Source organism: Catenuloplanes nepalensis (assembly GCF_030811575.1).
Classification (GTDB): Bacteria; Actinomycetota; Actinomycetes; order Mycobacteriales; family Micromonosporaceae; genus Catenuloplanes; species Catenuloplanes nepalensis.
Window position 1 is genome coordinate 1,393,548 of record NZ_JAUSRA010000001.1, and the last position, 21,735, is coordinate 1,415,282.

Annotated in this window: 14 protein-coding genes; 3 read left to right on the forward strand and 11 right to left on the reverse strand. The window is 75.1% G+C overall.

Annotated features, from left to right (window positions below):
• The first annotated feature begins 58 nt into the window (after positions 1–58).
• The gene (locus J2S43_RS05840) at positions 59–919 is read left to right on the forward strand and encodes an SDR family NAD(P)-dependent oxidoreductase (protein WP_306827536.1); all 861 of its coding nucleotides are present in this window, start codon (positions 59–61) and stop codon (positions 917–919) included.
• Here J2S43_RS05840 and J2S43_RS05845 read toward each other — a convergent pair.
• The 9 genes from J2S43_RS05845 to J2S43_RS05885 form a co-directional block, all read right to left on the reverse strand.
• On the reverse strand, positions 894–1,748 hold the full coding sequence (locus J2S43_RS05845; protein WP_306827537.1) for an anchored repeat-type ABC transporter permease subunit: 855 nt from the start codon (positions 1,746–1,748) through the stop codon (positions 894–896). The genes J2S43_RS05840 and J2S43_RS05845 overlap by 26 nt on opposite strands.
• Positions 1,749–2,462, reverse strand: a complete 714-nt coding sequence (locus J2S43_RS05850; protein WP_306827538.1) for an anchored repeat-type ABC transporter ATP-binding subunit — start codon at positions 2,460–2,462, stop codon at positions 1,749–1,751.
• Entirely contained in the window at positions 2,459–3,337 is an 879-nt protein-coding gene (locus J2S43_RS05855) for a choice-of-anchor M domain-containing protein (protein ID WP_306827540.1), read from the reverse strand. Before J2S43_RS05855 ends, J2S43_RS05850 begins: the two co-directional genes overlap by 4 nt.
• Positions 3,338–3,347: 10 nt before the next feature.
• Positions 3,348–4,865 carry an anchored repeat ABC transporter, substrate-binding protein gene (locus J2S43_RS05860; RefSeq protein ID WP_306827541.1) on the reverse strand — a complete coding sequence of 506 codons (1,518 nt, stop codon included), beginning with the start codon at positions 4,863–4,865 and terminating at the stop codon, positions 3,348–3,350.
• A 69-nt stretch (positions 4,866–4,934) separates the two neighbouring features.
• Positions 4,935–5,567 carry a choice-of-anchor M domain-containing protein gene (locus J2S43_RS05865; RefSeq protein WP_306827542.1) on the reverse strand — a complete coding sequence of 211 codons (633 nt, stop codon included), beginning with the start codon at positions 5,565–5,567 and terminating at the stop codon, positions 4,935–4,937.
• The gene (locus J2S43_RS05870; protein WP_306827544.1) at positions 5,564–6,214 is read right to left on the reverse strand and encodes a choice-of-anchor M domain-containing protein; all 651 of its coding nucleotides are present in this window, start codon (positions 6,212–6,214) and stop codon (positions 5,564–5,566) included. Before J2S43_RS05870 ends, J2S43_RS05865 begins: the two co-directional genes overlap by 4 nt.
• A 62-nt stretch (positions 6,215–6,276) precedes the next feature.
• Positions 6,277–7,947 (reverse strand): TIGR03773 family transporter-associated surface protein, encoded by a 1,671-nt coding sequence (locus J2S43_RS05875; protein ID WP_306827545.1) that lies wholly within the window; start codon positions 7,945–7,947, stop codon positions 6,277–6,279.
• Entirely contained in the window at positions 7,944–8,978 is a 1,035-nt protein-coding gene (locus J2S43_RS05880; protein ID WP_306827546.1) for a WxL protein peptidoglycan domain-containing protein, read from the reverse strand. The genes J2S43_RS05875 and J2S43_RS05880 overlap by 4 nt, the downstream gene beginning before the upstream one ends.
• A 201-nt stretch (positions 8,979–9,179) precedes the next feature.
• Complete coding sequence (locus J2S43_RS05885; protein WP_306827548.1) at positions 9,180–10,601, reverse strand: choice-of-anchor M domain-containing protein; 1,422 nt, start codon at positions 10,599–10,601, stop codon at positions 9,180–9,182.
• Positions 10,602–10,807: 206 nt separating this feature from the next.
• Between J2S43_RS05885 and J2S43_RS05890 the strand changes: the two genes are divergently transcribed.
• Both J2S43_RS05890 and J2S43_RS05895 read left to right on the forward strand, forming a co-directional pair.
• A complete protein-coding gene (locus tag J2S43_RS05890; protein WP_306827549.1) occupies positions 10,808–13,378 on the forward strand; it encodes a hypothetical protein in 2,571 nt (856 codons plus the stop codon).
• Positions 13,375–16,617: an AAA family ATPase gene (locus J2S43_RS05895; RefSeq protein ID WP_306827550.1), complete on the forward strand. Its 3,243-nt coding sequence runs from the start codon at positions 13,375–13,377 to the stop codon at positions 16,615–16,617. Before J2S43_RS05890 ends, J2S43_RS05895 begins: the two co-directional genes overlap by 4 nt.
• On the opposite strand, the gene J2S43_RS05900 is transcribed toward J2S43_RS05895, so the two are convergent.
• Together J2S43_RS05900 and eccCa are read right to left on the reverse strand one after the other, a co-directional pair.
• Positions 16,583–17,695, reverse strand: coding sequence for a S8 family serine peptidase (locus J2S43_RS05900; RefSeq protein WP_306827551.1), 1,113 nt, complete (start codon positions 17,693–17,695; stop codon positions 16,583–16,585). The two genes, J2S43_RS05895 and J2S43_RS05900, sit on opposite strands and share 35 nt — an antisense overlap.
• The gene (gene eccCa / locus J2S43_RS05905; RefSeq protein WP_306827552.1) at positions 17,692–21,645 is read right to left on the reverse strand and encodes a type VII secretion protein EccCa; all 3,954 of its coding nucleotides are present in this window, start codon (positions 21,643–21,645) and stop codon (positions 17,692–17,694) included. Before eccCa ends, J2S43_RS05900 begins: the two co-directional genes overlap by 4 nt.
• Between the last annotated feature and the right edge of the window lie 90 nt (positions 21,646–21,735).

Here is a 21,735-nt window from a genome sequence, read left to right on the forward strand (position 1 = left end):
GTGACCGCTGTCACACCCGGTGGACCCTCCGGTCGCCGGAGGCGGCACCGTTCCGGCCATGAAGACATGGTTCATCACCGGAGGCACCCCCGGCGGTCTCGGCGTCGCGTTCGCCGACGAGGCCCTCACCCGCGGCGACCGCGTCGCCCTGACCACCCGCCGGCCCGCGCAGCTGTCGGAGTGGGCCCGCGCGCACGGCGACCGGCTGCTCCTGCTCCCGGCCGACGTCACCGACCCGGCTCAGGTCGGCGCCGCCGTCGCGGCCGCGGAGGAGCGGTTCGGCGGCATCGACGTGCTCGTCAACAACGCCGGCCGGGGCTGGGTCGGCACGGTCGAGGGCATGGCCGACCGGGCGGTGCGGGACTCCTTCGAGCTCAACTTCTTCGCCGCGCTCACCGTGCTGCGCGCGGTCCTGCCCGGGATGCGGGAGCGGCGGTCCGGCACGGTCGTCAACGTCTCGTCGGTCGCCGGGCTCGTCGGTGCGCCGGCGTTCGGCTCCTACTCGGCGGCCAAGTTCGCGGTCGAGGGGATGACCGAGGTGCTGCGCCACGAGGTGGAGCCGTTCGGTATCACCGTGCTCGCGCTCGAGCCGGGCGCGTTCCGCACCAACGCCTACGCCGGTTTCGCGGTCGAGCCGATCGACGAGGGCATCGCGGACTACGGCCCGCTGCTGCTCTCGGTCCGGGACAGCATGGTGGAGCAGCACGGCGACCAGCCCGGCGATCCCCGTGCGGCGGCTCGTGCGCTCGCCGACGCGGTCGACGCGGAGCGGCCGCCGCACCGGCTGGTCCTCGGGGGTGCCGGTTTCGACATGGCGGTGTCCCACCTGGAGGCGCAGCTCGCCGGGATCAGGGCACACGAGCGGACCGCCCGGGGTGCGGACTTCGCGGACGTCAGCGGGCCCGGGCCAGCCCGGTGAGGGCGCCGTGCCGCGGGGCCAGCAGGAAGGCGAGCAGGAACATGCCGGTGAGTACCAGCACGATGGTGCCGCCGACCGGCAGGTCCCAGGACCAGGACAGGTAGAGGCCGACCAGTGCGGAGAGCGCACCGACCGCCGGGGCCAGCAGCATCATGGCGACCAGGCGGTCGGTGAGCAGCCGGGCGGTCGCGGCCGGGGTGACCAGCAGCGCGAGCACCAGGATGTTGCCGATCGTCTGGACCGCCATCACCACCGCGAGCGTGACCAGCACGTAGAGGGTGACGTCGAGCCAGAAGACGCGCAGGCCGAGCGCGCGGGCCATCTCCCGGTCCAGCGTGACCGCGACGAACTCCTTGTGCAGCAGCGCGACCGCGAGCAGCAGGAGCAGGCCGGTGCCGCCGACGATCAGCAGGTCCCGGTCCGGGATGCCGGTGATCGAGCCGAAGAGAAACTGCTGGAGCGAGCCGGCGTACCCGGGGGCGCGCGAGATGATCACGATGCCGAGCGCGAACGCGGCGACGAAGAAGATCCCGATGACCGAGTCCTCCTTGATCCGCCGGTTCTGCGAGAAGATCGCGACCAGCAGCGCGGTGATCACGCCGGCCGTGATGCCGCCGAGCACCAGGCTGCCGGAGAACAGGAATGCGACGGCCAGGCCGGGGAAGACCGCGTGCGCGACCGCGTCGCCGATGAACGCCATGCCGCGCAGCACCACGTGGCAGCCGATCACGCCGCACATGATCGCGGACATCACCGCGATCGCCAGCGCCTTCGGCAGGAACGCCAGATCAGGGTTGAGCAGGTCGGCGAGGAAGTCCAGCGGTGACATTCAGACCCCCAGGGCCTTGAGCAGGTGGCTCTCCGCGCCGACTCCGAACGCGCGCATCCACACGTCGCGGTCGCGCAGTTCCGCCGGGGGCGCCGCGGCCAGCACGGTGCGGTTGATCAGAATCAGACGATCGCAGGTGTACGCCGCGGCAGCCAGATCGTGCGTGGCCATCAGCACCGCCCGTTCCCGTGCGATCGTGGTGAACAGCTCGGTCAGCACCTCCTGGGAGGGCATGTCCAGGCCGGTGAACGGCTCGTCGAGCAGCAGCACGGCCGGGTCGAGCGCGAGCGCGCGGGCGACCAGCACGCGCTGCCGCTGGCCGCCGGAGAGCTCGCCGACCGGCCGGGTGCGCAGGTCGCCCAGCCGGACCCGGTCGAGCGCGTCCCAGACCGCGGTCCAGTGCGCGACCCGGGGGCGGCGGAACAGGCCGATCCGGCGCACGAGTCCGCTGAGCACCACGTCCTGCACGGAGGCGGGGAAGTCCCAGGCGAACTCGTGGCGCTGCGGCACGTACCCCGGATTGGTGATCGTGGTCTTTCCGCCGGTCAGTGGCAGGAGGCCGAGGGCGGCGCGGAGCAGCGTGGTCTTGCCGGCACCGTTCGGGCCGAGCAGCGCGGTGAACTCGCCCGCGGCCACGCTCATGGTGACGTTCTCCAGTGCGGGACGGCCGCCGAGCCGCACCGTCACGTCGTCGAGCGACAGCACCGGGCTCATGCCGACTCCCGCGCGCGCTCGGCGGCCCGGCGTACCGCGGCACCGCGCACGGCCACGCTGACCAGTAGCGCGATCAGCAGCAGCGCGGCCAGGCCGAGCACACCGAGGAGCCACCCCGGAAAACCTCGATCATCAGCGGGTACGGACGGCGGCGCGGACGGCGACGCGACCGCGATCGTGCCGGCGCGGGCCTCGTCCGGGCCGGCCGCGTCGCCGACCGCGAAGCGCAGCGTGGTGCTCGCGGTCGCGGTGCCGCCGCCGGCCAGTTCCGCGGTCACGTCCAGCGCGATCAGGTAGACGCCGGGCGCGCCGAACACCCAGTTCGCGTGCGTGTGCGTGTTCCGGTCGACCCAGAGCGGCTGCGGGTACGCGTTCGCCGAGTCCCACAGCACCTGTGGCGCGCCGAGCGTGCCCGACTGGAGGAACACGGTCAGTCTGCCCGGCCCTTGCACGCCGCGCAGGTTCATCGTGACGCCGCGGCCGGCTTGGGCCAGCAGGCCGGGGTCCTGCGTGTTCCAGCCGAGCCAGACCACGCCCTCCTGCTGGGTCTGCGGCAGCACGTGCACGGACGTGCCCGCGGGCGCGCCGAGGAACGCGTAGGCCGGGTCGTCCGGGACCTCCTGCTTCGCCGCGTCGCGCACGCGGATGACGGCCTCGTCCGGGCTCCGCCACACCGGCGGCGCCGCCTCGTCGTCGTGGATCTGGATGCTCCACGTGTCGTCGCGGAACCGCGGGCCCACGTCGACGTGCCCGGTCTCCAGGATCGCGGGACCGGTGGCCAGTCCCTGGTCCGGGTCGAGGCTCTGGGAGAGGCCGTCCGGCGACGGTACGGCCAGCGCGGCGGCCACCATGACGCGGCCGAGGAGTGCCAACACAGCGTTTTCCTTAGGAGAGGCAGCGTTTGAGCGAGTCCGCGTTGAAGCGCATCATCGCGAGGTACGTGGTGATCCGGCCGTCGAACGTGTCGCCGTAGATGTCGCAGACCGCGACGTCCTGCTCGCGCGCGACCTCGACCAGCGTGGACGAGCGGGCGCGCAGGTTCGGCTCCAGGAACACGGCCCGGATCTCGAGCGTGCGCAGCGTCTCGGTGAGCTTGCGGCGGTCGGCCAGGCTCGGCTCGGCCGCCGGGTTCGGCGTGACGAAGCCCGCGACCGGGATGCCGTACGCCTTGGCCAGGTAGCCGAACGCGTCGTGCGTGGTGACCAGGTAGCGCCGCGACGCCGGGATCGACGCGATCGTGCCGGTCAGGTAGGCGTCCAATGTGGTCAGCTCGCGCAGGTAGCGGTCCGCGTTCTCCCGGTAGGTGCCGGTCCCGGCCGGGTCGACGCCGATCAGCGTGTCCCGGATCAGCTCGGTGTAGGCCATCGCGTTGCCGGCGTCCTGCCACAGGTGCGGGTCGATCTCGCCGTGCACGTGCCGGCCCAGCACGGCCTGCGGCAGCTGGTAGACCCGGTCCCGGCCGAGGAACCGGAACGCGGTGCCGCCGGGCACCTCCTGCAGCGCCTTGGCCGGCACCTCGATCACGGTCCGCGCCGGGTCGTGCCGGTGCTGGCCGGACTCGCCGCCGCCGTGCGGGTCCGCGTAGAGGTACAGCTCGCCGGTGTCGATGTCCGCGGTCAGATCCGCGTGGCCCTGCCCGAGCACGTCCGCGCCGGCCATGCCGGGGACGCCGTGCGGGTCGACGCCGACCGCGAACGTGAACGTGTTCTCGCCGAGCGGCACGGCACCGGCGTCCGCCTCGATCGCCAGGTCCGCGCGCAGCGTCAGCCGGTAGACGCCCGGCTCGGTGAACGCCCAGCTCATGTGCGTGTGCGCGTCGGCCGGCAGCACGACGGTGCCCTGCTTTTCCGAGGAGTCGAATACCATCTCCGGCTTGCCGAACGAGCCGGTCAGATAGGCGAGTAACCGCCCGGGTCCCTCCGCGCGGACCGCGGTGAGACGGACGTCGGAGGAGCGGGTGACGCCGTAGGCCGAGCCGGTGCCGCGGGCGCGCAGGCCGAGCCAGATCGTGTCCAGCGAGACGTTCTCGACCAGCGGGATGATCTCGGCGGCGTACTTCGTGGCGCCCTCGGCCAGCGAGACGTTCGGGATGCCGTCGCGCAGGTTCGCGTCCAGCGCCTTGATCACGGCGGCCGGTTCGAGCAGCAGGTAGTTGCTGAACGCCAGGTCCGCGTAGACCGTGTTGCGCACGTCGCGCAGGGTCGGCTCGTAGCCGTGCGGGTCCGCGTCGTCCGGCACCAGCGAGTCGACCAGCACCCGGTCGCCGCCGACGTTGCGGACCAGGTCGGCGAGGATGCCGGTGGTGGTGACGACCTGCACCCGGCCCTCGTCGCCGGTGAACGCGGGCGGCGCCGCGCACCCGGTCAGGGCAAGCACGCTGAGCACCGCGAGCAGCACCCTCATCTGATCTCCGTACGCTGGTGGGAGTCGCGGTCCCGCTCCAATTCCGGTGGAGCGGGACCGCGGCCCGATCTAGTTCGAAACCTGGAAGGTGTACGTCCGCGCGCCCGTGGTGAGCGCGGCGCCGGACGGTGTGGTCGCCGTGACCTCGAACGTCACCGCGTAGGTGCCGGCCGCGCTGAACGCCCAGTTCGCGTGGGCGTGCGCCGCGGTCGCCACGGTCCCGCTGTCCGGCAGGCCGTCACCGGAGTCGAACAGCTTCGTCGGCGTGCCGAACGCGCTGGTCGTGTAGACGCTGAACCGGCCGGGCCCGCTGACCCCGGTGAGCCGGAACGTCAGCGTGTTCCCCTGCACCGCGCCGGACGCGACCCCGGCGGTGTCCCAGCCCGCGTAGAGCAGGTTCGGGTTCTGTGACTGCGGCAGCACCCAGACCGTGCTGCCCGGCGTGCCGAGGAACGACCACGCGCTGCCGCTGGGCACGGTGACCTTCGCGGCGGCCGGCACGCCGAGCGTGACGTCCGCCGGGTCCCGGTCGACCGGGGTGGCGCCGGTGCCGTCCCGCAGGTCCAGCGTGAGCGCGCCGCCGGCGTAGTCGACGTCGAGCACGTCGACGTGCCCGGCCGTCAGCGTGACCGGCGCGGCCTGCGCCGGTGCCGCGATCAGCGTGGAGGCGACGGCCGCGATCAGCGCGACCGCGACCTTCATCGCTGCACCCGGAACGTGTAGACGGCCGGCTCGGACGTGACGGTCTCGCCGGTGGCGGCCAGCGTGGCGGACGCGGTGACCGTGAACCGGTAGGTGCCGGCCCGGTCGAACGCCCAGTTGACGTGCTCGTGGTCGCCGACGCCGATCGACAGCGTGTCCGGCAGGCCGTCGGTGTCGTCCGCGAGCACGGTGGGCGCGCCGACCGCGTCCTGCGTGAAGATCGCGATGTCGCCCGGGCCCTGCACGCCGGTGAGGTTGATCCGGACCGTGTCGCCGGTGAACACGCCGGCCTCCAGCTCCTCGGCGGACAGCCCGGCGAAGAGCAGCTCCGGGTCCTGCACCTGCGGAAGCACCCAGACCGGCTGGCCGGCGCTGCCGAGGAACGCGTAGGCCTCCTCGGCCGGGATCGCGGTCTTCGCCTCGCGCTTGACCAGCAGCACGGCCTCGGACGGCGCGAACTCGGAGTCGCTGTTCTCGTCGTGGATCGCGAGCTCGAGCGCGCCGTCCTCGAACTCCACGTCGATCGCGTCGACGTGGCCGGCGCTGAGCACGGCCGGTGCGGTGTACGCCTGGGCCGGGCCGGCGGCCGCGACCAGCGCGGCGGCCACGGCGCCGGTGCCGGCGAGCAGGCGGATGGAGTGTCGCATGCGTTCTCCCATCGATGAGCCGTCCCCAGTGGATGACTCTCGCCAAACGATAATCGTTTTCATTAAGAGTGGGGAAGCGTGTCGTGGGTCACGGTTCGGCGCCGGCTGATCACGACGGCGGCGAGGCCGAGCACGACCAGGACCGCGCCGGCCGCCACGACGGTCAGCACGCTGCCGCCGGTGAGCGGCAGCCGCCCGCCGCTCTGCCCGGTGCCGGTGTCCGTGCCGGTGTCCGTGCCGCCGGAGTCGGACCCGCCGCCGGTGAAGCCCGCGCCCGCGTCCGTCGCGTCGCCGACCGCGATGGTCAGCGTGCGCGTGTCGGCGACGGCCTTGCCGGCCTTGGTGGTGGCGGTCATCTCGACGGAGAGGCGGTAGAGGCCGGGCGCGGTGAACGCCCAGTTGCCGTGCGCGTGCGTGTTCAGCGGGATCGCGAGCTTCTGCGGCATCGCCTTCGCGGAGTCGAACAGCACCTGCGGCGCACCGAACGATCCGGCCAGGAACAGTTTGAACGCGCCCGGGCCCTGTACGCCCTTGAGATTCCAGGTGACGTCGCCGTCGACGCCGGACGTGACCGTGGCGTGCTGGGTGTTCCAGCCGGGCCAGACGATGCCGGACTGCTGGGTCTGCGGCAGCATGTGGATCCGCGCGCCGGCCGTGCCGAGGAACGCGTAGCCGGTGCCGGCCGGGACCGGGATCCTCGCCTTGTCCGACACCTTCAGCACCACGTCGGACAGCTCGCGCCAGACCGGCGGGGTGGCGGCGTCGTCCTTCAGCCTGATCCGCCAGGTGCCGTTCTCCAGCGTCGGCCCCATGTCCACGTGGCCGTCGCTGATCACGGTGCCGCTCGCGGGCGCGACCGTGGTGGCGGCGGCCCCGGCCTCGGCGGCGGGCGCCTGGGCCTGGGCCTGGGCGCGGGCCTGAGCCGACGAGTCCGGTGTGGAGCCCGCTTCGGCCGGGCCGGGCGCGGAGGAGTCGGCGGCGGAGTCGTCCGGCGATGTGCCGTCCGGGGGCGGGGCTGGAGTGGCCGGCGCGGGCAGGGCTGGAGTGACCGGCGCGGGCGGGGCCGGGGCGGCCGGTGCCGCAGCCGGCGGTGCCGGCGCGGGAGCCGCTGGAGTGATCTCCGGGACCGTGACCGTGTAGACCGCTGACGCCGTGCCCGCATCGGTGCCGGCCGCGCCGGAGACGGTGAAGGTGAGCCGGTGGACGCCGGCCGTGTCGAACGTCCAGGCCACGTTCGGCAGCCGCGTCCCCGCGGTCAGCGTGGCCTCGGCCGGCCCGTCGCTGTCCAGCAGCACGGCCGGCCGGCCCCAGCGCGACACCGTGTAGGCCGCGAACCCGCCGGGACCGTCCACATCGGTCAGACGCAGCGAGAGCGCGCCCCCGCCGCGTACCCCCGTGGTGTCGATCGAAGGGAAGTGGCCGCCGCCGGCGGACAGGGACCAGACCGCACGGCCGGGCGTGCCCAGGAACGCGTAGGCCGGATCGGCCGGCACGGTCGTGGACAGCCCGCCGCCGGGCCCGAAGCGCAGGCCGCCCGGATCGCGCACGGTCCCGGCCGCGTCGCGGAACCGCAGCGACAGCGCGCCACCGTCCTCGCGATCGATCGACAGCAGGCCGGCGCCGTCCGCGGACGGGTTGGCCGGCGCGGCGACGGCCGCACCCGGCGCGCCGGTCATCGCCAGCATGGTCAGCGACGCGGCCATCGCCGCGGCCGCACGGAAACGTCTCGTCATGATGTGGACTCCTTCAGGGACGAAAGGGCACGATCACGGCCACGCCGCTCGGCCTCCGCGAGCGCGGCGGCGGTCCGCAGCCGCCGACGCCGGCGAAGCAGCAGCCCGGCCGCCACCAGCGGCAGGAGCGCACCGAGCGCGGCCAGTTGGGACCAGGGCACGAGCCAGACCGTGGTACGAGCGACCGCGGTCGCCGGCGCCGGATCGAGCGGCTGCCCGTCCATCGGCACCGGCTGGACCGCGAGTTCCACCGGCACCCGGAACAGCGGCCACACGCCACCGGTCGTCGCGGTCGCACGCATCTCGCGGCCGGGCAGGATCTGCGGCAGGTCCGGCAGGTCGAAAGCCTTCCCGGGGGTACGGATGGAAGGCGCGCCGGCGAGCCGCACGTTGCCGGTGTTCGCGACCGTGTAGGCGGCGGTCAGCGTGGGCAGCCGCAACGGGTTCCACGACGTGTGCCGGGTGATCCGCGGCGCGCGCACGCTCAGCTCCGGCCGCAGCGCACCGGTCACCCGCAGGTGCACGCGCGTGCCGACCCGGTGGTCGACCGAGACCTCGGATCCGTCCGGCCCGGTGGTCCGCGCGGTCAGCGACGCCACGATTCCGCCGACGTGATCGCCCGGCGTCGCGTTCGCCGGGACCGCGACCGTGACCGGCACGACCACGCGCGACGTGGACGGCAGCACGATCGTGTCGCGCTCCGGCACGATCCAGGCGCCCGCGTCGACCGGCGCGCGGTCCGCGGGCAGCAGGTCGAAGCCGCCCTCCGCCGTGGTCAGCGCGTCGCTGGCGTAGAGCCGCAGCGTCAGCGTCTGCCGCGAGTGGTTCGCCACCACCACGTGATCCGTCAGCGTGGCACCGGGATCGAGCTTGTAGTCCAGCGCCGGCCGCCCGTCCGGCCCGGCCGGCCCGGAGGGCGCGACGGACCAGGTGATCGCGGCGGGCGCGGACGGCGCCGGGGCCGGCATCGGGGCCGGCACCGGCGCGGTGGCCAGCAGGGGTGTCATCAGCAGGCCGAGGAGCCTGTGCATCGCATGTGTCCGATCGGTGCCCGCCCGCTGCCTGGATCACGGTGCGGGGGAGGAGGTGGCCGGGGTGGGTGCGGGGGGCGGGGGCATGGGCCGCCGCCCCGCGTGCCGCGGCCGTCGGCGGCGCGCGGCACATCCGTGATCGGTGCGTCCCGCATGCCGTCGGAGCCGCATGGGGACGCCTCGATCACGAGGTGGGAGGGGTCAGATGGCGGTGAGGGTGAGCGTGCCGGTGTAGGTGCCGGGCGCGGTCTCGGTCGGGACGCTCAACCGGAGTTGGGCGTCGAGCCGCGCAGTGCCGCGGCCCGCGCCGGCCGGGGCGGTGGCGAGCAGTGCGCCGGTGCCGAGGCCGGACGTGCCGGGCGTCGCGACCGGGCCGGCCAGCACGCCCTGCGCCGCGCCCTGCGACACGACCGCGGGCGTCCAGCCGAGGTGCTCCGCGCCGAACGACGCGCCGCCGTCCGTGCGGAAGCCGCCGGAGACCTGGCCGACCACGCTCCAGCCGGGCGTGCCGGCGCGGGTGTCGGTCACGGTGACCGGCCGCAGCGCGCCGCCGGTCTGCCACGCGTCACCGCCTGGGGCGAGCGCGGCCGGCGGGAGCGTGATCGCCCGGTCCTCCGGCAGCACGCTCATCACGAGCGCGCCGGCCGACGGATCGATCGACGCGGTGACGCTCTTCGACGTACCCCCGGATGGTGGTGGTGATGAGGCGACGCGCAGCGTGACCGGTGCGCTCGCCGTGCCGTCCGCGAGTCTGACCTGGTATTCGGTCCTGTCCAGCGCCTCGGTGGCGGTGAACCGGTAGGCCGCGCCGGTCTCGCCCGCGATCTCGGTGAACGCGTCCGTGCCGGTGCGGCGGCTGAACCACCGGTAGTCGGTGGACGGCCCCTGCGGCGTCTGCACGGCCTGGAGCGTGACGGTCTGTCCGGGCGAGTAGGAGCTTGCCAGGCCGTTGATGGAGAGCCCGATCGCGTCGCCGACCAGGAACGAGTAGCCGACCGGGCCGGTGGTGAGTGCGGTGCCGTCCGCCAGCGTGGCGTCGGCCTGGAACGTGAGCGTGTAGCGGCCGGTCGCGCCGAACACCCAACTGGCGTGCGCGTGCGTGTGGACCGGCACGTCGATGCGGTCGGGCAGCCCGTCCGAGCTGCGGAAACGGATGTTCGGCTCGCCGAGCGAGCTGGTGTCGAAGACGGTGACCGCGCCGGGCCCGTCCACGCCGGTCAGGCTGAGCCGCACGCGGTCGTCGCGGAACGTGCCGGGCGCGAGCGAGGTCGTGTTCCAGCCGGGCCAGAGCAGCCCCGGCTCCTGGACCTGCGGCAGCATCCAGATCGGCGTGCCCGGCGCGCCCAGGAACGCGAAGGCCGCGAGGTCCGGGACCTCGGTCCGCGCGCCCGGGAGCACCTGGAACGTGACGTCCTCGACCGCGCGGGGGACCGGCGGGCTGACGGTGTCGTCGTTGACCCGCAGCGCGAGCTCTCCGTTCGTGTAATGCACGTCGATCGCGTCGGTGTGGCCCGCGGAGAGCACCACGGTGCCGGCGGCGTGCGCCGGCGTGGCCGTGAGCAGGCCGGCCAGCAGGGTCGCCGCGACCGAGCCGGCTGTCGCTCGTCGTCGCAGAGCGTTCATGGTTTTACCTTCCCGAGGTTTTCGGACTTGAAAACCGTTCCCATTAACGGGAGAGTCGGAAGGTAGCACGACGCGCGCGCCGCTGTCGAAGGGAAGTGAACCGGTGGCGGGAGTCCGTCGTCGTGTGCCAGGCGGGTCCGTGACGGACGGGACCGCGATCGGCGGCGGCGGCGGGTCGCGGCCGGGTCCGCGAGGGGAGGCCGGTGATGCGACGTCCCGCGCCGGTCGTGGCGGCCTCGGGTGACGCGCTGCTGCTCCGCGCCGCGGCCGAGCCGGGCGTGGCGGTCCCGGCCGGGCTGCCGTCCGACCCCGGCCACGTGCCGGTCGTGTGCAGCGGCGAGGTCTCGGCCCGGCCGGACCTGTTCGAGCTGCTCCCGGACGTGCTGGCGGAACACCTGGGCGGAACCGCATCGGGGGTACGGCTGGTGCCGCTCGGTCCGTACGCGGATCCGGCGACCGTCACGGCGGACGCCCGGCTGCTCGCGGACCGGGTCGGGTGCACGGTCACGGTGCCGCTGCGGGCGCCGGCGGTGACGCCGTCCGGCGAGGTACTGACCGGGGCCTGGATCAGCATCGACGCGGACCTGCGGCTGCGCCCGGACCACTCCTGGCAGCCGGCGCCGCCGGTCGTGCGCGAACGATCCGCGCCGCCGGTCGAGGCGCCGCCGGTGGAGGCGCTGCCGGTGGAGGCGCTGCCGGTGGAGGCGCTGCCGGTGGAGGCGCTGCCGGTGGAGGCGCTGCCGGTGGAGGCGCTGCCGGTGGAGGCGCTGCTGGTCGAGGCGCCGCCGGCCGCCCGGCCGGCGCCGGCGGTTCCGGACTCGCGCCCGATCGGGGCGTCTTCCGTCCCGAGCCCGGCCGAGGTCCCGGCGGAGGCGCGTCGGGCCGGGGTGGTCGTGGACTCGCGACCGGCCGGGGCGCCCGCGGACGAGCGTGCCGCGCAGGCGAGACCGGCCGCGCCGGCTTCGGATTCGGGCCCGGAATCGACGGGGGGCGACGTGGCTGTGCGCCCCACGACGCCGGAGGTCCTGGGGCGGGCGACGCCGGAGGGCTGGAGCTTTCTCGACGGCGAGTCGGCGGAGCGGGCGGCCGAGGACCGGGCGGTCGACGGCGCGTGGATCGTGACGGTCCATGTCGGACGGTCGGGCTTTCGGCTGGCCGGGCGCCTGGCGCCACCGGCCGCGGTCGCGCGTGCGATCCGCGCGGTCGCCGGGGCGGCGGAGGCGCCGCTGGTGCTGCGGATGGACGGGCTTCCGCCGAGCGGGCGGGCGGCCGACATCCTGCTGGGCGCGCTCGCGGACGCACTGGCGTCGCCGGTGGTCGGCGCGGACGCGGCGATCATCCCGGCGGCGGGCGGCGGGCTGGAGACGACCGGCACGTTCCGGCGCTGGCACCCACGGCTGGAGAACACGGACGGCCGTGCCGTCGATGTGCTCGGTTCTCGCTTTCCGGCGCCCGCCGGACCGGCCGGCCCGGGGGAACAGCCGGGCACCGCGGAACCGGGCGACGCCGAACCGGATCCGCCGGAATCATCACGGGCTTCGGCTCTGCCGGGATCGGTACTGACTGACGTTCCGCCGGGATCGGCGCCGACACAGTCGAAGCCGGTTGCGGCTGACGGTCCGCTGGCCTCGGGTGCTCCGGAATCGGTACCGGCGTCGGCCTCGGTGGTGTCGCCCGCGGTTGACGTTCCGCCGGGACCGGCGCAGGACCGGCCGGCACCGACGTCGGTCCCGGCCGGATCCATGGTGCTTCCGGAGACGGCCGCGCCGCTGCCGTCCGGACAGGTGCCGGCGCCGGTGGACGCAGTGCCCGGCGTGATCGGTGCCGAGTTCGCCGCCACGGTGGAGGCCGGGCGGTGGCGATGGGAGCGGCCCGCCGTGCTGGACCGGCTGCGGCCGCCGGCACCGGTGTCCCCGCCACCCGCGTCGCCGCCGGCCCCGCGGGCCGGAGTGCCGGCGACGTCCGTCGCGCAGGTCCCGGCCGCGTCGGCGGAGGAGCCGGCGGCCGACCGGAACGGCGCGGGCGCGGCCCGGGTCGCGGCGCCGAACCGGGCGACCGGCGGCACGCTGTCCGCCGCCGATCAGGCCGCGGTGCGGGCCGTGCTGACCGGGCGGTACGACGGCTACGCGCGGGTGGTGACCCGGATGCTCGCGCAGGAGCCGGGCCTGCGGGTGGCCGCGCTCTCCGCACCGGGGCTGCCGGCCGGCCTGGTCGCGGTGCGCGCGTACGCGCTGGGTGAACGGGACCGGATCAACGCGGCGCTGCGGGCGCCGGACCCGGCCGAGCCCGGCGACGAGGCGATGGTGCTGGCCCGCGCGGCCGCGTTCGGACTGCGCCGGCTGCCGGTGGTGCTCGGCCCGCTGGTGCTGCGCGTGCCGGCCGGCGTCACGTACCGGCCGGGTGAGGTCATCGTCGAGCCGGGATTCCTGGACGCCGCGTTCCCCGGGGCGCCGCGGTCCGCGGACGAGGAACCGCCCGAGCCCGGCACGGAGCTGCTGATCTGGTCGATCGGCGCCCGGCGGCTCGGTGTGCTGGCCGCGGCCGGCGGTGGGCGGGCCGTGTTCCCGGCCGGCACCCGGTTCGAGGTGTTGAGCGGCGGCGACGATCGCACGCTGCTGCGGGAGGTGCCGCCGGGCGGCGGGCGGCGCGGGGCGGACAGCGTCCGGGAGCGGCTGGCCGCGCTCGGCCCGGCCGCGCCGGCCACGATCGGTGTCGCGCTGGTGCCGGGCCGGGACGAGCGGGGACGCGGGTACACGACGGCGGAGGAGGCCGAGTGAACGGCAGCACGATGGTGGCGGTGTCCCGGACGGAACCGGGCTGCCTGCCGACGATCACGGCCGCGCTGGAGTCGGCCGCGCCGGGTGCGACCGTGGTGGTGCAGCCGGGCGTGTACCGGGAGCAGTTGCGGATCAGCGCGGACGTGACCGTGATCGCGGAGGACGGGCCGGGCACGGTGACGCTGGACGGCGGCGACGGCGTGGCGCTCTTCGTGGCCGGCGGGACCGTCGTGCTGACCGGCGTGGACGTGCGCGGCGGCGGCGCGGCGATGCCGGTGGTGCAGGTCGCGGCCGGCCGGGTGGTGCTGGACGGCGTGACGGTCACCGGCGCGGGCGTGCTGGCGCTGCACGCGCCGGGCGGCCGGCTGGACGCGCGCCGCAGCCGGGTGACGAACCCGTCCGGCGCCGGGCTGATGTTCGAGCGGTCCGGCGGCGGCGAGCTGTCCGACACCACGATCGAGGGGATCGGCAGCGTGGGCGTGGTGATCGCGTCCGGCGCCGGCCCGGTGTTCCGCCGCTGCGTGATCACGGACGTGCGCGGCGCCGGCGTGCTCTCCCGGGGCGGCACCGGCCTGCTGGAGGAGTGCAGGGTGCACGGCACGGACGGCCCGGCGGTCGCGGTCGAGGACGACGGCGGTGTCCGGCTGCGGAACACCGTGATCGGGCGCGCGGGCGTGCCCGTGGTGCTGGTCGCGGCCGGCCGCCCGGAGCTGACCGGCTGCGAGATCGACGCGGGCGAGGGCCCGGCCGTGCTGCTGACCGGCACCGCCGCCGCCGTGCTGGACGACTGCACGGTCACGGCCGCGGCCGGGGACGCGCTGGTGCTGCTGGACGAGGCGGCCGGCACGATCGCGCGGTGCCGGATCACCGGCGGGCCGGGTGGATCGGCGCTGGCGGCCGCCGGCTCGGCCGCGCCGGCCGTGCGCGACGGCACGCTGGCCCCGGGCGTGGTCGTCGCCGGCACCGTGCGGCTCACGCTGACCGGCCCGTCCGTGGCCGGCGGGGTCGCGGTGACCGAGGAGGCGACCGCGGAACTGTCCGGCGCCGACGTGACGAACCCGGCCGGCGACGGCCTGCGGGTGACCGGCAAGGCGCGGCTCAGCGCCCGCGGCGGCACCGTGCACGACTGCGCCGGCGCCGGCGTCGGCGCATACGACCGGTCCACGGTGGAGCTGCACGACCTGCTGGTCCGGGCCGCGGTCCGGGGCCTGGAGGCGCACGGCACGCTGCGTGCGACCGGGTGTGAGGTGGACCGGTCGCGGGCCGAGGGCGCGGTCGCGCGGCGCGGTGCGGAGCTGAGCCTGCTGCGGACCCGGGTGCGGGACGGCGGCGGTGCGGGCGTGCGGTTCGAGCCGGGTTCGCGCGGCGAGTTGCAGGGCTGCGAGGTGCTCGGCAACGCGGACGGCGGCGTGCAGGTCGAGACGTCGGAGCCGGTCCGGCTGGTGGCGACCGCGCTGACCGGCAACGGCGGCGCGCAGCTGCGCACGGACGGTGCCGCGCGGGTGATCGGGCCGGACGGCGAGGCTGCTTCCGTACCCCCGAAACCTGGTGCCGAGAATGTGCCGGAGGACGGCGAGGAGGCGCGGCTGCTGGCCGAGTTGCACGCGCTGGTCGGGCTGGCCGGCGTGAAGCGCGAGGTGGCGACGCTGGTCGGGCTGCACCGGATGGGCCGGCGACGCGCGGCCGCGGGCCTGCCGGTGCCGCCGATGTCCCGGCACATGGTGTTCGCGGGCGCGCCCGGCACCGGCAAGACCACGGTGGCCCGGCTCTACGGCCGGATCCTGGCCGCGCTCGGCGTGCTGCGCGGTGGCGCGATCGTCGAGGTGGCGCGCGCGGACCTGGTGGCCGAGCACATCGGCGGCACGGCCATGAAGACCACGGAGAGGTTCATGCAGGCGCGCGGCGGCGTGCTGTTCGTCGACGAGGCCTACACGCTGTCCCCGGTGGACGGTGCCGGCGGCCACGACTTCGGCCGGGAGGCGGTCGACACGCTGGTCAAGCTGATGGAGGACCACCGGGACGAGGTGGTGGTGATCGTGGCCGGATACTCCACGCAGATGCGCACGTTCCTGGCGGCGAACCCGGGCCTCGGCTCGCGGTTCGCGAAGACCGTCGAGTTCGACAGCTACAGCAGCGACGAGCTGGTCAGCATCGTCGAGTCGATGTGCCGGGAGAACCACTACGCGCTGGAGTACGACACCCGGACCGCGCTGCACGCCTGGTTCGAGCGGATGCCGCGCACCGAGTCGTTCGGCAACGCGCGGGTGGCCCGCCAGGTGTTCGAGGAGATGATCAGCCGGCAGGCGTTCCGGCTCTCCGAGGCGGCCGGCGCGTCCGGCGTGGAGCTGGCCCAGCTGCTGCCGCAGGACCTGGGCGACGACGCGGTACGGGTGCCCGCCGCGCCCGGCGGTGCCGAGGTCGACGCGCTGCTGTCCCGCTTGCGCAACATGATCGGCCTGGACGAGGTGAAGCGCGAGGTCGCGGAGCTGATCGACCTGCTGATGACGGTGCGCACCCGGGTCGCGGCCGGTCTGCCCGCGCCGTCGGTCGGCCGGCACCTGGTCTTCTCCGGCCCGCCCGGCACCGGCAAGACCACGGTCGCGCGGCTCTACGGCGAGCTGCTCTCCGCGCTCGGCGTGCTGCGCGGCGGCCAGGTGGTCGAGGTCGCCCGCGCGGACCTGGTCGGCGAGTACGTCGGGCACACGGCGCACCGCACCCGGGAGGCGTTCGACCGGGCGCGCGGCGGCGTGCTGTTCATCGACGAGGCGTACACGCTGGCGCCGCCGGACGCGCGCAACGACTTCGGCCGCGAGGCGATCGACACACTGGTCAAGCTGATGGAGGACCACCGCGACGAGGTGGTGGTGATCGTCGCCGGCTACGAGGCCGAGATCGAGACGTTCCTGGCCGCGAACGCGGGCCTGGCCTCGCGCTTCTCCCGCCGGATCCGGTTCGCGCCGTACACCGCGGACGAGCTGGTCGCGATCGTCGAGGGCCTGGCTCGCGCGGGCGGCTACGACTGCCCGGGGGACACGCTGGTGGCGCTGCGCGAGCACTTCGAGCACGCCCCGCGCGGCGGCGCGTTCGGCAACGGCCGCTACGCCCGGCAGGTGCTGGACGCCTCGATCACCCGGCAGGCCGGCCGGATCCGCGGCCTGACCGCGCCGACCGTGGCCGACCTGCGGATCCTGCGGGTCGAGGACGTCACGCCGGCCGCCGCCGGGAGCGGCGCCGGGTGAGCTCGGCCGTGATCGCGATGCCGGCCGCGGCCAGCGCGCCGGCCGCGACCGCGAGGGCCCGGCCGGTGTGCGCGTCCTGGCCGGGCGCGCGCGGGACCACGATCGGGGCGGCCGCACCGGTGCGGGGGCGGCCGTCCTCGCCGGGTGCGATCCCGGCGACCGCGGCGTAGGCGTCGAGCAGGCCGGCGCCCATGGCCGGGGTGCCGGGGCGCGCGGTCGCGGCGAGCCGGGCGCGCACCTCGGCCTCGGACAGCCCGGGGTGGTAGGCGCGGACGAGCACGGCCGCGCCGGCCACGAACGCGGCGGCCACGCCGGTGCCGGAGACCGTGTAGTGGCCGGTCCCGTGCGGTCCGATGCTGACCGCGCCGGCGCCGGGCGCGGCCAGGTCGGTGCCGGCCGTCTCCGCGACCGCGCCGGGCACGCCGTCCGTGCCGACCGCGTTGACCGCGAGCACGCCGTCGAACGCGGCCGGATACCAGACGGGAGGTTCGGGCCCGGCCGTGGCGGTGACCGCGTTCGCTGCGGCGACGACCAGGACGTCGTGGGCCACCGCGTCCGCGACCGCGGCGCGCAGGCCGGGTTCGGGTGCGGTGACGCCGGTTCCGATCAGGATGACGCCGGCACCGGCGGCGGTCGCGGCGCGGACGCCTGAGGCGAGCGCGGCCGGGGTCAGCGTGCCGTCCGGCGTGACGATCCGGATCGGCAGCACGGCCGCGTCCGGGGCCATCCCGGTCACGCCGGAGCCGCGCTGCGGGCGGGCCGCGACGATCCCGGCCAGCGCGGTGCCCCGGCCCCGGCAGTCGTCGTCGGCGGTGCCGCCGGAGACCACGTCGGTGCCGGGCCGGACCGCGCCGGCCAGCGCGGGCGCGTCCGCGCTGACGCCGGTGTCCAGCACCGCGACCGTGACGCCGGCGCCCCGGGTGAGCGGCCAGACGGCGGGCGCGGCGAGCGTACCGGCGGCCCAGGAGGTCCCGGTCTCGGTGACCGGGGACGGGCCGGCGCAGGCGGTGCCGCCGTCCGGGAGCGCCGGCGGTGCGCCGGCGAGCAGGACCGCCACCATGATCGGCAGGTACGTCACGCCGCCTCGCCGACGAACGGGGTCTGCACGGTCCGGTGGCCGCGCCGGGTCAGCACCATCGCCCGGCCCGGCGGCAGGTGCCGGGCCTTCACGCCGCCGAGCAGCGGGCCCTCGCTCGGCGGGCAGGACAGCGCCACGTCCGGGCTGTTCGCCTCCTGCAACCGGCGCAGCACCGGGTCCATCGACAGCCGCATCAGGTTCGCGGTGCCGCGCGCCACGATCAGGTGGAAGCCGATGTCGGTGCCGTGCGGCAGGTAGGGCAGCAGCGGCAGCAGCGGGTTGTCCGCGCCGGCCACCAGCTCGAAGTCGTCGACCAGGACGAACAGCCGCGGCCCGGTCCACCAGTCGCGGCGGCGCAGCTGCTCCGGCGTGACGTCCTTGCCGGGGACCCGGCCGCGCAGCCCGGCGACCGCGTCCGCCACCGTGTCCGCGGTGGACTCGGCCGAGACCGAGTAGCCCAGCCGGTACGCCGGCGGGACCGCGTCGAACAGCACGCGCCGGTAGTCCACGAACATGATGCGCGCCTCGTCCGGGCCGAACCGGCCGGCGATCGCGGCCGCGACGTGCCGCAGCAGGTTCGTCTTACCGGCCTGCGCGTCGCCGAGTACGGTCAGGTGCGGCAGTTCGGCGAAGTCGTGCCAGTACGGCCGCATCCGCTCCTCGTCCAGACCGAGCGGCACCCGCAGGTCACCCTCGGCCGGCGGCAGTTCCGCGACGTCCAGCACGGCCGGGAGCGTGCGGACCGGCGGCGCCGGCGGCCCGTCCCAGAACTCCGCTGCCAGCGCGGCGAGACGGCGTGCGCCGTCCGCGGTCGTCTCCGGGTCCGGGTCACCGTCGATGCGTGGCAGCGCGGCCAGGAAGTGCAGCTTGTCCGGCGTGAGGCCGTGACCGGGCACCTTCGGCACGGTCGCGGCCAGGCGCAGGTCGATCGCGGAGTCGACCGCGTCGCCGAGCCGCAGCTCCAGCTTCGTGCCGATCTGGTCGCGCAGCCCGTGGTTGATCTCCGACCAGCGGGTGGCGCTGACGATGAGGTGTACGCCGAACGTGAGGCCGCGCGCCGCGATCTGCCGCATCGCGGGCTCCAGCGCCTCGAACTCCTGGCGGAGCGTGAACCAGCCGTCGACGACCAGGAACACGTCGCCGTACGGGTCGTCCGCCGTCCCGTCCGCCCGCATCCGCCGGTAGGTGGCCATGCCGTCCACGCCGAGCTCGGCGAAGCGCCGCTCGCGCGCCGTGATCAGCGCGGTGATCTCCGCGACGGTCCGGCCGACCCGGTCCGCGTCGAGCCGGCCGGCGACGCTGCCGACGTGCGGCAGCTCGCCGATCGTGGCGAGCGTGCCACCGCCGAAGTCGAGGCAGTAGAACTGGGCGTCGGCCGGGCCGTGGGTGAGCGCGAGCGCGCAGATCAGTGTGCGCAGCAGCGTGCTCTTGCCGGAGCGGGTGCCGCCGGCCACGCCGATGTGCCCGCCCGCTCCGGTCAGGTCCACCATCAGCAGGTCGCGGAGCTGCTCGAACGGCTTGTCGATGAAGCCGAGCGGCACGACCAGCCGGCCGGAGCCGGGCCAGTCCTGGGCGCGCAGGCCGGTGCCGGGGCCCGGGACCAGCGCGCCGAGGAGCGCGTCGAGCGTGGGGGAGTCGGACAGCGGCGGCAGCCACACCTGGTGCGCGGGCGGGCCGGCGTCGACGAGCTGGCCGGTGACCACCTCCAGCACGCTGCGCCGCGCGGTCTCGGTCTCCGCCGGGTCCGGTGCCTCCTCCGCGGCCGGGGTCTCCCGATGCGGCACGTGCTCCAGCAGGTACGGGACGACCTGCCGTTGGACGACCTCCTGCCGTACCCGCGAGGTCTTCGGTGTGTGTGGTCCGGAGACGTAGGCGGCCTTGAACCGGATCAGCGTGGAGACGTCCATCCGCAGGTATCCGTTGCCGGGTGAGGGTGGTAGTTCGTAGGCGTCGGGGACGCCGATGACGGAGCGGGATTCCATGGCGGAGAACGTGCGGAGGCCGATGCGGTAGGAGAGGTGGGATTCGAGTTGTCCGATGCGGCCGTCGTCGACGCGCTGGCTGGCGAGGAGGAGGTGGACGGCGAGGGAACGGCCGAGGCGTCCGATCATGACGAACAGGTCGATGAAGTCGCGGTGTGCGGCGAGGAGTTCGGAGAACTCGTCGACGACGACGAAGAGTGTGGGCAGCGGGTCGAGTGCGGTGCCGTCGGCGCGGGCGCGTTCGTATTCGAGGACGGAGCTGTAGCCGCCGGCGGCGCGGAGGAGTTCCTGGCGGCGGACGAGTTCGCCGTGGAGGGCGTCGCGCATGCGCTGGACGAGTCCGGCTTCGTCGGCGAGGTTGGTGATGACGGCGGAGGTGTGCGGGAGGCGGTCGAGTCCGAGGAAGGTGGCGCCGCCCTTGAAGTCGACGAGGACGAGGTTGAGCGTTTCGGAGGAGTGGGTGGCGGCGAGTGAGAGCACGAGTGTGCGGAGCAGTTCGGACTTGCCGGAGCCGGTGGCGCCGATGAGCATGCCGTGCGGTCCCATGCCGCCGAGCGCGGACTCCTTCAGGTCGAGGTCGACCGGCGCGCCGGACGCGTCGATGCCGATCGGCACCCGCAGCCGCTGCGAGACCGGCCGGCCGCCCCACGCCGCGGCCAGGTCCAGCCGTTCCAGGTCCGCGATGCCGAGCAGCGTGCCCAGGCTGAAGTCGGCCTTCATCGGCTCCTGGGCCAGTTCGGTAGCCAGCCCCAGCCGGTACGGGGAGAGCAGCCTGGCCAGCGCGCGCGCCCGGCCCGGCCCGCACGCGTCCGCGATCCCGAGCGGCGTGCGGTGCTCCTGCCCGGTGCGGTCCAGCCGGACCATGGTCAGCGCGGCCGGATCGCCGTCCACCTCCAGCAGCAGCACGGTCGTGGACGCGGACGGCGCGGCGTCGTCCAGGTCGATCAGCACCGTGTTGCGGTAGCCGTCGCCGGTGAGCCGGCTGCCGCCCGGGATCCGGCCGCCGTCCCGGATCACCACCACGAACGGCTCGTCCCGGTCCGGGGCCGCGCCGGACTCGTACCGCGCGCGTTCGGTGAACTCCTCGCCGAGCAGCCGCTCCAGCCCGTCCGCGCCGTCCGCGGCCAGCCGGGCCGGGCCGGCCGCGTCCTGCTCGGTGCCGGACTGCGCGTGCGGCAGCCACTTCGCCCACTCCCACGCGGCGGTGCCGTCCGAGCCGGTGCAGAGCGCCAACCGAACCTCCTCCGGCGCGTGCAGCGTGACCAGCTGCGCCACGATCGCGGTGGCCAGCGCGCGGCGCGCCACGGCCGGGCCGGCCACCCGGATCTGGGCGAACCCGGGCAGGAACAGCGCGACCGGCTGGTCCGGCAGCACGCTGTAGGCCTTGATGAACCGGCGCAGCGCCATCGCGGAGAGCGGCTCCAGGTCCTCGATCGGCCGGGTCTGCATCGGCGAGATCCGCACGGCCAGCCGCTGGTCGCCGATGCCGACCCGGACCTCCAGGAAGTCCGGGTGGGTCGGCCGCCGCTCCCAGCGGCGCGTGGTCATCGCGACCGTCCACAGTGCCGCCGGATCCGGGTGCCGCCACAGGCTGGAGTCGCGCTGCCGGGTCGCGTAACCCCGGACCCGCCGCCGGTTCTGCCCGAGGTAGCGCAGGTAGTCGCGGCGGTCACCACCGATCCGCCGCTGCCGGTCACCGCCGGTGAACATGGCCTGGCCGATCATCATGCCGCCCATCGCCACCACCATCATGCCGGCCATCACCCAGGTGACCGCGCCGCGCGCCGGGCCGAAGAACAGCAGCATCATCACGCCGGACATCAGCGCCATCGGCAGGAACAGCAACGCGTACCGCAACCGGTTCGGCTGCACCTCCGGCAGCTCCGGCGGCTCCTGCAGGTTGAGTTCCCCGGTGGGCATCTCCGGGCCCGGCCGCCGCGCGGGGCGCCGGAACAACACGGTCGACATGGTCATCCCTCCGGGCACACGGTCATCCCTCCGGGCACACAACGGCAGAACCGAAGAACCGTTCGAACCACTTCGCGGGTACGCCGTTGT